The organism is Streptococcus parasanguinis CC87K, from assembly GCF_000507765.1.
Taxonomy (GTDB): Bacteria; Bacillota; Bacilli; order Lactobacillales; family Streptococcaceae; genus Streptococcus; species Streptococcus parasanguinis_J.
This window is the reverse complement of sequence record NZ_KI669401.1, coordinates 93789-107582: the sequence shown is the minus strand read 5'-3', so window position 1 is coordinate 107582 and position 13794 is coordinate 93789. Positions and strand designations below refer to the sequence as shown.

Annotated in this window: 13 protein-coding genes; 1 reads left to right on the top strand and 12 read right to left on the bottom strand. The window is 39.0% G+C overall.

The features are described from left to right. Window positions 1-2: 2 nt before the first annotated feature. From HMPREF1195_RS00535 to HMPREF1195_RS00500, 8 genes are all read right to left on the bottom strand, one after another. Complete coding sequence (locus HMPREF1195_RS00535) at window positions 3-878, bottom strand: Rpn family recombination-promoting nuclease/putative transposase (protein WP_023917519.1); 876 nt, start codon at window positions 876-878, stop codon at window positions 3-5. Between the two features lie 194 nt (window positions 879-1072). Continuing rightward, on the bottom strand, window positions 1073-4117 hold the full coding sequence (locus HMPREF1195_RS00530) for a type I restriction endonuclease subunit R (RefSeq protein ID WP_023917518.1): 3045 nt from the start codon (window positions 4115-4117) through the stop codon (window positions 1073-1075). 46 nt (window positions 4118-4163) lie between these two features. After that, a complete protein-coding gene (locus tag HMPREF1195_RS00525; protein ID WP_023917517.1) occupies window positions 4164-4685 on the bottom strand; it encodes a restriction endonuclease subunit S in 522 nt (173 codons plus the stop codon). A 109-nt stretch (window positions 4686-4794) separates the two neighbouring features. Further along, the gene (locus HMPREF1195_RS00520) at window positions 4795-5997 is read right to left on the bottom strand and encodes a restriction endonuclease subunit S (protein WP_023917516.1); all 1203 of its coding nucleotides are present in this window, start codon (window positions 5995-5997) and stop codon (window positions 4795-4797) included. Next, the gene (locus tag HMPREF1195_RS00515) at window positions 5997-7565 is read right to left on the bottom strand and encodes a type I restriction-modification system subunit M (protein ID WP_023917515.1); all 1569 of its coding nucleotides are present in this window, start codon (window positions 7563-7565) and stop codon (window positions 5997-5999) included. The genes HMPREF1195_RS00520 and HMPREF1195_RS00515 overlap by 1 nt, the downstream gene beginning before the upstream one ends. A 118-nt stretch (window positions 7566-7683) precedes the next feature. Then, window positions 7684-8049 carry a TIGR02328 family protein gene (locus HMPREF1195_RS00510; RefSeq protein ID WP_023917514.1) on the bottom strand — a complete coding sequence of 122 codons (366 nt, stop codon included), beginning with the start codon at window positions 8047-8049 and terminating at the stop codon, window positions 7684-7686. Continuing rightward, window positions 8050-8427, bottom strand: coding sequence for a YbgA family protein (locus HMPREF1195_RS00505; protein ID WP_023917513.1), 378 nt, complete (start codon window positions 8425-8427; stop codon window positions 8050-8052). 107 nt (window positions 8428-8534) lie between these two features. Continuing rightward, on the bottom strand, window positions 8535-8792 hold the full coding sequence (locus HMPREF1195_RS00500) for a SemiSWEET family transporter (RefSeq protein ID WP_003011864.1): 258 nt from the start codon (window positions 8790-8792) through the stop codon (window positions 8535-8537). A gap of 280 nt (window positions 8793-9072) precedes the next feature. On the opposite strand from HMPREF1195_RS00500, the gene HMPREF1195_RS00495 reads away from it, so the two are divergent. Further along, window positions 9073-9336, top strand: coding sequence for a SemiSWEET family transporter (locus HMPREF1195_RS00495; RefSeq protein WP_003012241.1), 264 nt, complete (start codon window positions 9073-9075; stop codon window positions 9334-9336). Between the two features lie 367 nt (window positions 9337-9703). Here the strand turns inward: HMPREF1195_RS00495 and HMPREF1195_RS00490 are convergent, their stop codons facing one another. The 4 genes from HMPREF1195_RS00490 to HMPREF1195_RS00480 form a co-directional block, all read right to left on the bottom strand. After that, window positions 9704-11689, bottom strand: coding sequence for an ABC transporter permease (locus HMPREF1195_RS00490; protein ID WP_023917511.1), 1986 nt, complete (start codon window positions 11687-11689; stop codon window positions 9704-9706). Continuing rightward, complete coding sequence (locus HMPREF1195_RS00485; protein WP_006596750.1) at window positions 11690-12448, bottom strand: ABC transporter ATP-binding protein; 759 nt, start codon at window positions 12446-12448, stop codon at window positions 11690-11692. 15 nt (window positions 12449-12463) lie between these two features. After that, complete coding sequence (locus HMPREF1195_RS11340) at window positions 12464-12592, bottom strand: hypothetical protein (protein WP_023917509.1); 129 nt, start codon at window positions 12590-12592, stop codon at window positions 12464-12466. Window positions 12593-12705: 113 nt separating this feature from the next. Further along, entirely contained in the window at window positions 12706-13794 is a 1089-nt protein-coding gene (locus HMPREF1195_RS00480) for an AAA family ATPase (protein WP_023917507.1), read from the bottom strand.

Below are 13794 nucleotides of genomic sequence, written 5' to 3'. Positions count from 1 at the left end.
ACTCAGGAAAGAAGAGTCTCAATTTCTTCAATGGTTAAGCCCGTCATATCCGAGATCAACTCAGGCGACATTCCTCGTGATACCATCTCGCATACCAACTGTTTACGACCTTGTTCGAGACCTTCTTCTCGCGCTTCATCAATCGCTGTCTCCAGGGTCATATCATAATTTTCTTGAATCCGAATCCGCTCGTCTATCATGGTCTTCTCCTCCTTGGTCCAGCTAGATGAATCTAATAATGAATCTGCGTGGGCAACGGCTTGACTGGGAGCTTTTGTAAAGGGAAGATTCCCAAAAAACTCCAACCACTGTCTACCTACATCTGTCAGGTTCTCATCTTTATTATACTTGTCTAGCTCTAAAAAGGCAACCTGCAGAAGATTTTGGTGCTTGCCATTTTTATAATAGGCCTTGAGTTGCTTCCCGGACCGGCTATTGGTCAGCCAGTATTTGTTGATGGCGGCCTCTTCGTCCAGTAAGAGCGACTTCTCCAAAATGGCAATTCCATAGACGGGCTCCATCTGCTCGTACATCTTATGTGTCTGTCCTTGCTGACGCAGTTTTTGTACATTCTCCACAAGCTGATTGGCCAAATAGTAATGGAATCGATTCAAGAAATACTGCTGCTTGCGAATCTGGATCTCGATGATCACCTCGGTCCCGTCATGGAGCTTGGCCCTCACATCCACCGCAGTGGAGAACAAATCATCCTCCTCATAGGCCATGCTGTGGGGTTGGTTTCCCTCCACAATCTGAGCATCTGCCACATCTAGCTCTAAAATGTCCCGAATAAATGCTGCCGTCACCTCCGGCAAACTAAAAATCTTCTTGACCATGATGTCCAAGGTCGGCGATACATGTGCATGTCTTTTCTGCATTCCTGCTCCTTTTCGATAAAAAATAGAGGGAAGGCCCCTCTACTTCTATCATTCGAAAAAAATTTGGGAATAGTTGAAATTTAACCTCTACTGTTTTTTCAATCCACTTATTAATAATATCCTTCATTATTAAACCCAAAATTTCTTAATAGTGAATTGATCTTTCTCTTAGGTAATTATTCTTAGTTTCATGATCAAATACCTGAGTATACTTCTACTAATGTTTGAATCTGATGTAGAACTTCTTGTTTCTTACGTTCACGAGCTCCATGTCTACGAGAAGTCGGTGGAATAATCGAATCCAAATCAGCTCCACTATTCTCAGCATAACCACGTTGAATAGAACGATCAATGAATAATTGATAATCTTTTACAAGATTTTCAGATTCTGCCAATTCACGAATAGCGACTGCTTTACGTTCTTTACCATAAGCATAGAATGCATTGATAATTTCATCATGGTCTTTCAGACTCGCTAAATCAGTATCATTGATAAAGCCAATCACTAACTCTTCCTTAGCACGAATATCAATACTTGACCGAATAACACGGCTAACTTCAGCTTTCATTGCTTCCTTAGACTCAGAGTTCTTCGATTTTTCAACAATTAATGCGAGGATATAGTCCAGATTAATCTCGTCAGTTTTTAAGAGCTCAATCTCAAATTCAACATCTGAAAGGTCAACACCTAAATCTTTTGTTCTTTCATAGTTTTTAAGGTTTAAGAATTCATCTCGAATTTCCACGTAAGAACTTCTTAAATCTTGGAGATATCCTTCCGAGATAGGCTTATCGATTTCCTGAAACTCATCATAATTTCGAAGCACGTTATCAAGTTTCAGAAACTCACCAAATAACTTAACAAACTCTTTTTTATCATGTTCTGTTTCAATCTCTTGTGGATTAGGGAATCTTTCCAGAATTTCCTGACAAACTTCTGTATAACCTTTAACCTTGATACCAGTTACCTGATCCACGAAACCATCCATGTATTCGCTAAAACTTTTTTCTAAGATAATATCAAGCTTATTGGTATCCCCAAAGGTTCTAATAGCTTCTTGAGTAGCTTTCTCTAAATCACGGAAACATACGATATTCCCAAAAGGTTTAACCTTGTTAAAAATTCGATTGGTTCTAGAAAAAGCCTGAATCAAGCCATGATAACGTAGGTTTTTATCGACAAAGAGAGTATTCATGGTTGGCGCATCAAAACCTGTCAAGAACATACCCACTACAATCAGCAAATCCACTTCTTTGGACTTAACTCGTTTAGAGAGGTCACGATAGTAATTTTGAAACTCTTTCCCATCAGTCGAAAAGTTGGTCTTGAACATTTGATTATAGTCGTAGATTGCCTTAGAAAGAAACTCTTTAGATGAAAGAGGCATAGCTGTATCTTGAGGTTCTAGCTCTTCATCTTGAATTTCTCCATAAGCTGACTGTTCTTCGTTAGGTGCAAAGCTAAAGATAGTTGCGACCTTCAAACGCTTAGCTTCTGGTAATGATGCTTGTTGTCGCTGAAGTTCTTCATAGTATAATTTCGCAGCTTCAATACTTTGTACAGCCAGCATGGCATTAAATCCCGACAGTTGTTTTTGTTTATGAGTATAGTGTTGATTTCGATGTGTCTTGTCGTTATAGACTCGCAACAGGTACTCAGTGATGGTTGCAATCCGTTCAGGATGTAAAAGGAGTTCCTTCTCCATCTTTTTGAGTTTCTTCTCATCGAGCTCTCGGCCAACTGCCTTTTCTGCTTCTCTATACTTATTGATTTCAGGCTTGATATAGTTATAGTCGACTTTGAACTTCAACACTTTTTTATCTCGAATAGCATCTGTGATAACGTAGTTATGAAGTTGTTCACCAAAAACCTCTTGAGTTGTTTCTCCCGTTAAACTATTTTCTGGGAAAATTGGAGTACCTGTAAATCCAAATAAAGCATACTGTTTAAAAGCTTTTTTGATACGCTTTTGCGCCTTCCCAAATTGAGAGCGATGGCACTCGTCAAAAATCAAGACACATTTTTTGTTGTAGATTTCATGATTTGGATTCGCAGTGATAAACTTATTTAATTTTTGAATGGTTGTGACAACAATTCGATCATCATTTTCTTCAATACTACGTTGGAGTTCTTTTGTATTGTTACTACCATTGACTGAATTTGGTTGGAATTTTTGATATTCCTTCATGGTTTGATAGTCAAGGTCTTTTCTATCCACCACAAAAATCACTTTGTCAATATAGTCCAACTCTGTTGCTAAACGAGCGGTCTTAAAACTAGTCAAAGTTTTCCCAGAACCAGTCGTGTGCCAGATATAGCCACAAGCATTGATCGTACCGAAATTCTTCATTTCATTTGTGGAATGAATCTTTCGTAAAATACTCTCCGTTGCTGCTATCTGATAAGGGCGCATGATGAGTAAGGTATTATCAGCATCAAAGACACAATACTTGGTCAAGACTTCCAAGAGGACTCGCTTACTCAAGAAAGTGACAGTAAAGTCTTCTAAATCGTGAATGGTTTTATTTTTTCGGTCTGCCCATTCACAGGTGAACTCATAATGATTTTTATTTTGAGCTGTCGTATTTGCAAAGTAGCGTGTATAAGTTCCATTAGAAATAACAAAGATCTGAATGTATTTGTATAAAGAATTTTCACTATTGAAACTTTCCTTACTATATCTATGGATCTGTTCAAAAGCTTGTTTAAGACTAACCCCTCGTCTCTTTAATTCAATCTGAACTAACGGCAGACCATTCACTAAAATAGTAACATCATAACGGTTGGTATGGCTACCTACTTGAGTCACTTGATTAATGACCTGCATGCTGTTGTTATGAATATTTTTCTTATCAAGGATGAAAATATTTTTAATACGTCCATCATCAAAGACAAAATCATAGATATAATTCTCTTGGATTTTTCGAGTTTTTTCAACTAATCCTTCATTGGGACAATCCAGATACTCTACTATAAGGCGATTCCACTCAGCATTCGTAAAAGTCACCTTATTGAGTTTTTCTATTTGCACCTTGGCATTTGCTAAGAGCTCTTCCGGTGTATGAATACTTAAGCGTTCATAGTTGAGGTGATTCACCAAATCAGAAATCAACTGATTTTCTAAATCAGCTTCTGACTGATATTCTCTATCCGTGCGATACTCTGGTTGATACTCAGCCAAGAGAATCCCTTCATTTGTTTCCGCAATTACTTCATGTATTTTTGAATAATCAACCATAGCATGCTTCCTTTTTTGTTTTAATTGAGATTCTATCTCAATATGATTAAAGAGTTTGTCTAGTAAAGTTTAATAATTGTTCTCGCCAATATTCATACTGCTTCTGTCTTAGTTCAATTTCCTTTGGAAGACCTTCAGAAAGAGAATTGGTTAAGGTGTTAAAATTATCAAGAATAGAGACGATTCTTTCTTGTTCAGTAAGTGATGGCAATATAAACTTATATTGCATAATTGCTTGCTTATCTCCTCGTGGCATCTTAGAACCTTTTGAGTATTGCACATTATAATTAAAGAATCGATCATCTGATAAAATATAATATAAATATTTATTTTCCATAAAAGGGATTATAGAATTTTGAATTGTCAAGACATCTCCACTTGTCCCACCAACTTGATTAGAAAACCAAATTTTTTTGAGATAAGGTCTGATATTACCAATCAGTATATCACCCTGATTATAGGTTGTAACACTTCCTTGATTAGGTAAGAATGTAGCAACTGTTTTCCCTTTTCTATCTTGTAACAAATTATCAACTCCAACATAAGTTTCTGGAGTTAGTTCTGTCACACTAATCCTCTTTTGACTATATTCTGCAACTGCTCCCAACTCAACTCGAATTGGTCCAAATACCCACTGTAAAAGTTTGATAATAGCGGAGTTGTCCCACTCCTCTACTCTACTCTACTCTACTCTCAGTGTACTCGCCTTCGGCGACGAATGTCAAGAGTTTATCTCGAAAATATTCGTACTGATTTTGACGAAGTTCAATCTCTTTGGGAAGTCCAATATTCAAGTCGTTACATACCGTATCAAAGTTGTCTAAAACTTGAACAATACGAGATTGGATTTCGATGGATGGATAAGGAATTTTAATATTATTTAAATTTTGTTGATTTAGCTTTGGTTGCGCGGCTCCAGAAATATAAGGTGATAAATCAATGTTGTTTAAATAATAATTAACAAATTTTTGATTTATCATATTATCAAATTTTAATACATGAGCATGGTTATTGACCCAAGTTTTACCCGTAATAGAAAATGCGATAGGAGTTTTACGAACAACTAAGTTTGCCCCGTCCTCAGATACCAAAAGAAAATCTCCATCAAATATGAAGTCATCAACGTAATCAACTATCCCAGAAGCTCCATAATATGGATAAACGCCTGAACTACGTCCCCCTTTCGCAACTGGCTGTCTCTTACTATCTAGATTTTCTGCTATCTCATCCAACTTCTTCCACTCAACCTGATAAACCTCATCCTCAAAAGATAAAAGTTTATCTCGATAATAAGAATATTGCTTTTTACGTGAGGTCAATTCTGAGGTCAATTCTGAGGTCAATTCTGTAACATACTCAGTCATTTTGTCAAGTATCTGCACGATTTTTTCTTGAATTTCTAGAGGAGGAATTGGGATTTTAATCTTTGATAGATTTTTAGGATAAAGCTCTATAACTTTAGTGCCAATTACTTGTTTTTCTTTCTGTTTTTGAAAGAAAATAGATTGCATATAATAGTTTATATACTTTGGATTTTCATTCGTTTTTATTATACAAGAATGACCTCCAATGCATACATCACCATCTCCCAACCAAACAATAGATTTTCCTACATCTTCTATATTTTCACTAGTTGTCGCTACAATAATATCGCCAGTTTGTGCTTTTTTCAACTTTTCAGACAAAGAAATAGAGACAAATGATTTCGTTTTATATACATAACTACTGTAATATGTATATATTTGTCCATAATGAATACAAGGTATGCCTTCATCTACAAAATCTTTTTTCTGTAACCCATTTCCTCTGACAATTTCACACACTTCCCCCAACTCTTTCCACTCAACGGGACAGTTCTGGATTTCTTCTAGGATACTCATCATTTACCTCCTAGTTCCTCTACAATCTTGTCTATCTCTGCACGCAAGTGGTCAATCTTAGCAACAGTCTCTTCTATTTCTTTATTGAGAACATCAATATCAATCTTCTCGCGTGTATCTTCTTGTTCAACATAGGTAGATACGGAAAGGTTATAATCCTGCTCTGAACCAATCACTTCATTATCAACAAGAGCTGATTTGTAGTCCACACTTTGATAATTAGTAAATAATTCAACGATATGGTCGATATTATCATCCGTCAAGATATTGTTATTGGTCTCTTTTTTGAATTCCTTGCTCGCATCAATAAAGAGTGTTTTATTTTCTAGTTTATTCTTCGCCAAAACTAAAATCGTAGTCGCAATAGGAGTCCCAAAGAAGAGATTATCAGGTAGAGCAATCACTGCTTCAACAAAGTTGTTATCTACTAGATACTGACGAATGGTCTTCTCAGCACCACCACGATAGAAAATACCTGGGAAACAGACAATAGCTGCTCGACCTTTGTTAGACAAATGATTGAGACTATGCATGATAAAGGCAAAGTCAGCTTTTGACTTAGGAGCTAGTTTCCCTGCTGGCGCAAAACGGTCATCGTTTATGAGAGTTGGGTCTCCATCTCCTACCCATTTGACAGAGTAAGGAGGGTTAGAAACAATCGCATCAAATGGTTTTTCATCCAAATGCTGAGGATTTAAAAGGGTGTCTCCTCGCTTGATATCGAAGTTATTGTAGTTGATATTGTGCAAGAACATATTCATTCGAGCCAAGTTATAATTGGTCATATTGATTTCTTGACCAAAGAAACCATACTCTAAGATATGGTCTTCGTATTGCTTTTTCATCTGAAGCAAGAGTGAACCCGACCCACATGTTGGATCGTAGACCTTGTTAATTTTCACCTTACCAACCATAACCAAACGAGCCAGTAATTTAGAAACTGTCTGAGGTGTGAAGAATTCACCTCCACTTTTACCAGCATTACTCGCATAGTTTGAAATCAAGAACTCATAGGCATCCCCAAAGGCATCAATGTCATTTTCCTCGAAGTTGCCAAAGTTAATGCTATTGATACCATTAAGAATATCAGAAAGACGTTTATTTTTTTCTGGGACAGTACCACCAAGGACGTTACTTCGTGTGTCCAAATTATCAAATAATCCTTTGATATCATCCTCAGACTTGAATCCAATCGCTGATTTCTCAATATCTTGGAAAATATTGGCTAAATCTTCGTTTAAATTTTCATTTTGTGAAGCATTTTTGACGACATTCTCAAACAATTGACTAGGAAGGATAAAAAATCCCTTATCCTCAACTGTCCCTGGTTTGAAATCTCGCTCAGCTTCTTGGTCACTCAAATCAGCATAACGAAATTCTAAATCTCCAGCCTCGTGCTCAGCATGATCAAAATAGTCAGCCATATGCTCAGAAATAAAGCGATAGAATAGAATTCCAAGTATGTACTGCTTGAAATCCCAACCGTCTACTGCTCCACGAACAGCGTCTGCAATCGCCCAAATTTTACGGTGAAGCTCCTTGCGCTCTGCATTTTCTTTACTTGCCATTTTTACTTTCCTTAATTAATCTATTATCCTTTCTATTTTATCATATTTTAGATACTAAAAACCATTCGTAATAATTTGATTACGAATGGTTTAGCTTACATTTTTACTTAATCAATGATTAATCTAAATAGATCCCTTTTTCTACTAGGTTATCCAGGCACTCCTGTAGGTAAGTGTCCTGATGCTCAGGATAGATGGGAGTGCTCAAGGCTTCCTCTTCCAGCTCTGGATAAGCTGGGCAGGTCTTACCTCGGTAGGTCGGCTCCCACCACTCTGGGCTGACCTTGTAGCCACGAGCGGTCATCTCCTCCATGATCAGGCGGTGATAGGCATAGAGACGATAAGGCGAGTAATCAAAGACATAGTTGACCGTTGCGTGCTTCTTTCCCCAGCCATTGCCTCGAAGGGCGCAACATTCCCGGTGTTGGCCTAGAAGCTGGGGTCGAGGTAGTTTGGGAATCAAGTCTTGGTGCCACAGTCTCATCTATTGACCTCCTAGTAGTGTTGACTCTTGCAAGTAGCGATTGGGATAGCGCTCAAGGAGCGTTTGGATCCCCTTGATGAGATCCTCTTGGCTAGCTTGGCCATGCTGGTATCTCTCAAGTAGCAACATGAAGTCGGCCTTTTCCTCAGGAGTCGCCTGCTTTTTGAAATAGCCCCAGATATGCTGGAAGGCATTGGATACCTGGCCACGATTTTCCGGCAAGGCCAGCGCTTGCTGGATCAGGTCCTCGACATGACTGACCTCCACCTGGTCTTGCTTGAGGTATTCCCGGATCTCCTTGTAAATGTTGCTGGAATGACTCAGCACCAGGTATTTATTTTTCGCCCATAGGACTTGGCAGTGACGTTTTTGATCCACTCGTGTCTCCTTTTGATCTTCTCTATGAATAGTCCTCCCATTATACCATGGAAATGAGTGAAGTCATAAAAAAAGAAGCAAGACTTTTGTCCAGCTTTTTTAATTAATTACAAGGCTGTGATCGCTGTGATCAAACCAAAGATGATCCCTGGTGCATTGGCTGCAGCAAGTGGGATATCGCGTTCTTTTTTAAAGAGGCCGTAGTAGACCCAAAGGCTACAGTTGATGGCTGCGACAAGCGGTTGAATAAAGTTTCCTTTGTGACCAGCGAGGTTGTCCATGATTTGTGGAAAGTAAGACACATACATCATGACAGACATAAAGGTTGCAACCCAACCAAGGATTTTCATTTGTTTTTCATTCATTTTCATGATACCTTTCGTTTTTTAAGTACGTACTATTCTAACGCTTGCCCTCTTAAAATTCAATTACTTTTTTCAAATGTTACCGAACTGTAAAGTGTCACAATCTTGTGATTTTGCAGGAAGATGGATTTCTTTTCGAATGGATTTTCTCTCTAGTTGCCATTTTTTGACACTTTGTCTAATTCTTTTGCAAATGTGATCGTTTTCATTTTGCGTAGCATGCAAATTAATTGCATTATCTTCCTACTTATGCTATTTTAATACACAGAGGTAAAATTTTATGAACAAACAAAAAATCAACCAAATCGTTGGCTCGATCGGTGCCTTTATTGGGATTATCGTTTTCATTGCCTACATCCCACAAATTATTGCTAATTTACAGGGAAATAAGGCCCAACCTTTCCAACCCTTGTCAGCTGCTATTTCTTGCTTGATCTGGGTCATTTATGGTTGGACAAAGGAACCTAAAAAAGACTGGATTTTGATCATTCCAAATTCAGCAGGTGTCATCCTAGGGGGATTGACTTTCCTTACATCACTTTAATAGAAAGTGAACAAAGACTGAACTCTACGGGTTCAGTCTTTTTTGTGTATCCCTTTGAAAAACAAAAACAATCGCAGTCGGTTTTCGTACAAAAAAGCCCGCTATGAGCAAGCTAAAAAAATTGACAATTCTTTTCTTTGAATAACCTATGCTGGATTATTGTGCAAAAATATCCAAATAATATCTGATTATTATTAGAGTATATTGAAACTTTCCGCTGTGAGAAAAGTGCCTGAAATAATTATGTTTCAGGCACTCGGAATTATTGAGACCTTAGGCTCAATAATTAGTCATGGAACTTCTTCGAAGTTCGCTGACGTCCGTACTCACCTAAGGAAAGTTTCTAATTTAATTTGAGTTTCTTTTCCTAAATCTGCACAATCTTACGATAACTCCGAGAGGTGATCCAAAAGACGATTAGGTAGGTGATGAGAAAGACAGCACAGACGCTGAGGGTGACGACGAGGACTTGGCCACTATTGATGACACCGAGCACTTTGAGAATGAGGCGAATCATATGGTAGGCAAAGGCCAGGTGGACAAAGGCAAAGATGAGGGGAAGGAAGAAGACGGTCCGCACTTGACGGTTGATGGTCCGTTTGACCTCGTGTTCATCGAGCCCCACCTGTTGGAGGATGACGAAGCGGTCACGGTCTTCATAGCCTTCTGAAATTTGCTTGTAGTAGATGACGATGACCGTTCCGACCATAAAGATCAGTGACAAGAAAATCCCGATAAAGAAGATGCCACCAAAGAGGCTATTCAACTCTGCCACATCATTGGCTCGGTTACCTCCATAGATAAATGTTCCTTGGCCCTGTTGGCTGCTCAATTCATCGATCATCTTGTCATAGCTGGCTGCTAGCTTGAGTTGCTGATCTTCATCGACATTGACATTGAAGCCACCGTAGATATTGGTATTGATGGCCAGGTTCGGAAACTGAGCGACAAAGGCTGAGAGGTCAGGCACGATCAGGTAATTGAAATCCTCCGTCAGCATATTAAACTGATTTGGCACGTGGTCGGTGATAAAATCCTTGCTCACCTCTTCCTTGACTTGGAAGTCTTGCCCATTGATAGTGAACTGCTTTTGCCCTTTAAGATCCTTGTTATGAGCAAAGAGGATGACTTGGTTGCCAGTCAGATCGATCTTTTCTCCTGTCATGTGTTCATAACTAGCTACATCAAAGACCATAAAGACGGTTTTAGGAGTGACGCTGCGTTCATCAGCTGGATAGACGGTCAAGTCTGTGCCCTTTTGTGATTTAACCCCAAAGTTGGCATAGGTCATCAGATCGCGATTTTTGATCTCAAGATGATGCTCAGAAGCAAATTCATCAAATTTCTGATTAATCTGCTCCAGGTCTACCCCTTTTCCTTGGACTGAGAAATCATGAGGAGCCATGATTTTCTTGACCATTTCGCTACCGACATAGATGTTGGTTGCTGCAGAGATGGTTACCAGCACCATGGTCGAGAGGATGGCAATGGTCGCAAGCCCCACTGCATTTTTCTTCATGCGATAGATGAGGTTAGAGACCGAGATCATATTGTTGGGCTGGTAATAGTAGCTCTTCTTTTTCTTAAGCAGATGCAAGAAGACGGTGATCCCAGCATTAAAGAGCAGGTAGGTTCCGATCATGACCAGGATAACGGCTAGAAAGAAGGTCACAAGCGCAATAATGGGGTCTTTGACAGACACAGCTAGGTAGTAGCCAAAAGCAAGAGCTGCTAAGCCCAGGATGGTTTGAGGCCACAAAAAGCGGGCTTTCTTTTCGCCACTAGATTTCTCACGCGTCAACTGCAAGGCATTCAAACGAAGAATGCGCCAAGCATTGAGAAGAATCAAAAGTCCAAAGATGAGACCAAAGGTGACAAAGACCAAGATGACAATCCCAGGTTGGAAGGTAGATACTAGCTGGACCTTCATCTTCATGAGTTTCAAGAGAAAGGCAAAGATCAGCTTGTCAAAGAGGGCTCCAATCAAGACTCCGGCTGAGATGGTTAGAAAGCCAAACATCAAGAGTTCCTTGAAGATCATGCTGATGAGATGGCGTTTCTCAAGACCCAGCATGCTGTAGATTCCCAGCTCCTTGGAGCGATTTTTCATGACGAAGCTATTGGCATAGAGCACGATGATAGCTCCCGCCGCATTGACCACGAAGAATCCCAAGCTGAGAGTGAACACTATAGAAGAGCCCCCTCGAAGCTCGGAAATGCGGGGATTAAAGGTCAGGGAGTCAAAGAGGTAAGCGATGGTCACTGCGAGAATGACCGCAATCGCAAAGGGATAATAGAGCTTGCGGTTCTTGATCAGATTGGAGCAAGCTAGTTTAGTGGTTAATCGAAACATCTACTCCACCTCACTTGCCATGACTGTCAGAGTATCTGAGATTTCTTGAAACATCTGACGCTCCGTCTTTTCCCCACGGAAAATCTGGTTGTAAAGGATCCCATCCTTGATAAAGAGCACGCGCTTGGCACGTGCTGCCGCTGCGGTTGAGTGGGTCACCATAAGAATGGTTTGGCCCATAGTGTTGATATCCTCAAAGACGTCCAGCAAAGCAGCTGAAGACTTAGAATCCAGCGCCCCTGTTGGCTCATCAGCAAGGAGAATTTCTGGCGAGGTGATGATAGCCCGTGCTACGGCTACCCGTTGTTTTTGCCCACCAGAGATTTCGTAAGGGTATTTTTCAAGCAGTTGGTGGATGCCCAACTCCCGACTGACGCTATCGACCTTGCTCATCATTTCCTTGACCGGTCTGCGAGAGAGGACTAGAGGGAGAAGAATATTGTCCTTGACAGACAAGGTATCAAGTAGGTTGAAATCTTGAAAGACAAAACCTAGTTTTTCCCGACGGAAGCTCGAAGCATCCTTGTTCTTGATGGTGGAGGTATCGGTGCCATTGAGGTAGACCCGCCCTTCGGTCGGCTGATCCAGCATGGCTAGGATATTGAGGAGGGTCGATTTCCCGGATCCTGATTCCCCCATGATGGCGACGTATTCGCCCTTCTCAACGGTAAAATGAATATCCTTTAAGGCTTCAACCTGCGTTCCTTGAAAGCGGGTTTTGTAGATCTTTTTGATATGTTGAACATCTAGTAATGACATGATTTTCTCCTTTTACTAGTAGATCAAGAAAAATTCTTGAGTTTGGTGTAATACTTGGCGACCAAATTCTACCTTTTCCAGATCGGTTTGGTTACTTGGTTTCTCAGTCTTTTTGAGTTGTTTCATCCATTTCAAGAGTTTCATTTTCTTGACCTCCTTCATTTGATGAGACTATTGTATAAAAAATAAAAGGCGGCTACCATAACCTAACCTTTCATTTTGACCTTTATTTCTTACATTTTTGTAAGATGGGGATTTTATTTCTCAAAATCACATGATCTAAGCAATGACAAATCTTCTACATCATTTATCTTCGCTTGATCTAATCTAACAGATTGATTCATTACGAGATTTTCATATATATTTCGAACAAATCTTCCATTCGAAAAGTTTTTCTCATCATTTTGTATACTTGTTTCGAAATAATTGATCAATTTCAATTTCATATTGTCACTTAGTCTATAGTCATCTTTTTGACACAGAAATTCTAATATTTTCAATAATTCATCTGGTATATAATTTCCAAATTCAATAAAGTAATTAAATCTAGATTTTAACCCTGGATTTGAAGAAAAGAACTGTTCCATTGGCTTTGTATAACCCGCAACAATCACAACTAAATCATCTCGATAATCTTCTAAGGCCTTCGTTAATTCTGTTAAGCATTCTCTACCATAAGAATCTGAATTTTCATTTTCGGTAATACTATATGCCTCATCGATAAAAAGAACTCCTCCCTTAGCTTTCTCAATCACATTTTTAACTTTCAAAGCAGTCTGACCTTGATATCCTGCAATTAAATCTGTTCGTGAAACTTCAATAAAGTGACCTTTAGATAACAAACCGAGTTGTTTATACATTTTTCCAACAATACGAGCTACTGTTGTTTTTCCTGTTCCTGGGTTACCTGTAAATGCCATATGCAAAGTTCTATTCGGAATTTTCAGTCCTTTTTCTTTCCTTATCTTTTGTATTCTTTGATAGGAAATCAGATGATTAACTTCTTCTTTGACATTTTGTAAACCAACTAATCGGTCAAGTTCTTTTTTTAAATCATCAAGAGAGCATTCTTCCGTCACTTGCTCATTTTTATTTTGTTTATAACCTTTTAGACTTACATAGCCTGCATATTTCAGAAGCGCTTCTGACAATTGATTTGCTAGAGTGGCGATCTTTTGAGAACCCTCTTGTTTTTCAATAACTAAGTATTGCAAAATATCAATGACTAATTTTTCAGAGTAATCATTGAGCAAAATAATTACTCGTTCATGAAATTTTCCTTTTGAATCTGTTTGGATATCAAATTTTTTTGCTAGTTCAATTAATTCATCCTGATAACGGCTCAT

Coding starts and splice junctions, on each gene's coding strand:
- HMPREF1195_RS00520 (WP_023917516.1), bottom strand. CDS start 5,997: ATGAGTATCCTAGAAGAAATCCAGAACTGTCCCGTTGAGTGGAAAGAG.
- HMPREF1195_RS00500 (WP_003011864.1), bottom strand. CDS start 8,792: ATGAATGAAAAACAAATGAAAATCCTTGGTTGGGTTGCAACCTTTATG.
- HMPREF1195_RS00515 (WP_023917515.1), bottom strand. CDS start 7,565: ATGGCAAGTAAAGAAAATGCAGAGCGCAAGGAGCTTCACCGTAAAATT.
- HMPREF1195_RS00480 (WP_023917507.1), bottom strand. CDS start 13,794: ATGAGCCGTTATCAGGATGAATTAATTGAACTAGCAAAAAAATTTGAT.
- HMPREF1195_RS00530 (WP_023917518.1), bottom strand. CDS start 4,117: ATGGTTGATTATTCAAAAATACATGAAGTAATTGCGGAAACAAATGAA.
- HMPREF1195_RS00485 (WP_006596750.1), bottom strand. CDS start 12,448: ATGTCATTACTAGATGTTCAACATATCAAAAAGATCTACAAAACCCGC.
- HMPREF1195_RS00535 (WP_023917519.1), bottom strand. CDS start 878: ATGCAGAAAAGACATGCACATGTATCGCCGACCTTGGACATCATGGTC.
- HMPREF1195_RS00510 (WP_023917514.1), bottom strand. CDS start 8,049: ATGAGACTGTGGCACCAAGACTTGATTCCCAAACTACCTCGACCCCAG.
- HMPREF1195_RS00490 (WP_023917511.1), bottom strand. CDS start 11,689: ATGTTTCGATTAACCACTAAACTAGCTTGCTCCAATCTGATCAAGAAC.
- HMPREF1195_RS00495 (WP_003012241.1), top strand. CDS start 9,073: ATGAACAAACAAAAAATCAACCAAATCGTTGGCTCGATCGGTGCCTTT.
- HMPREF1195_RS11340 (WP_023917509.1), bottom strand. CDS start 12,592: ATGAAACTCTTGAAATGGATGAAACAACTCAAAAAGACTGAGAAACCA.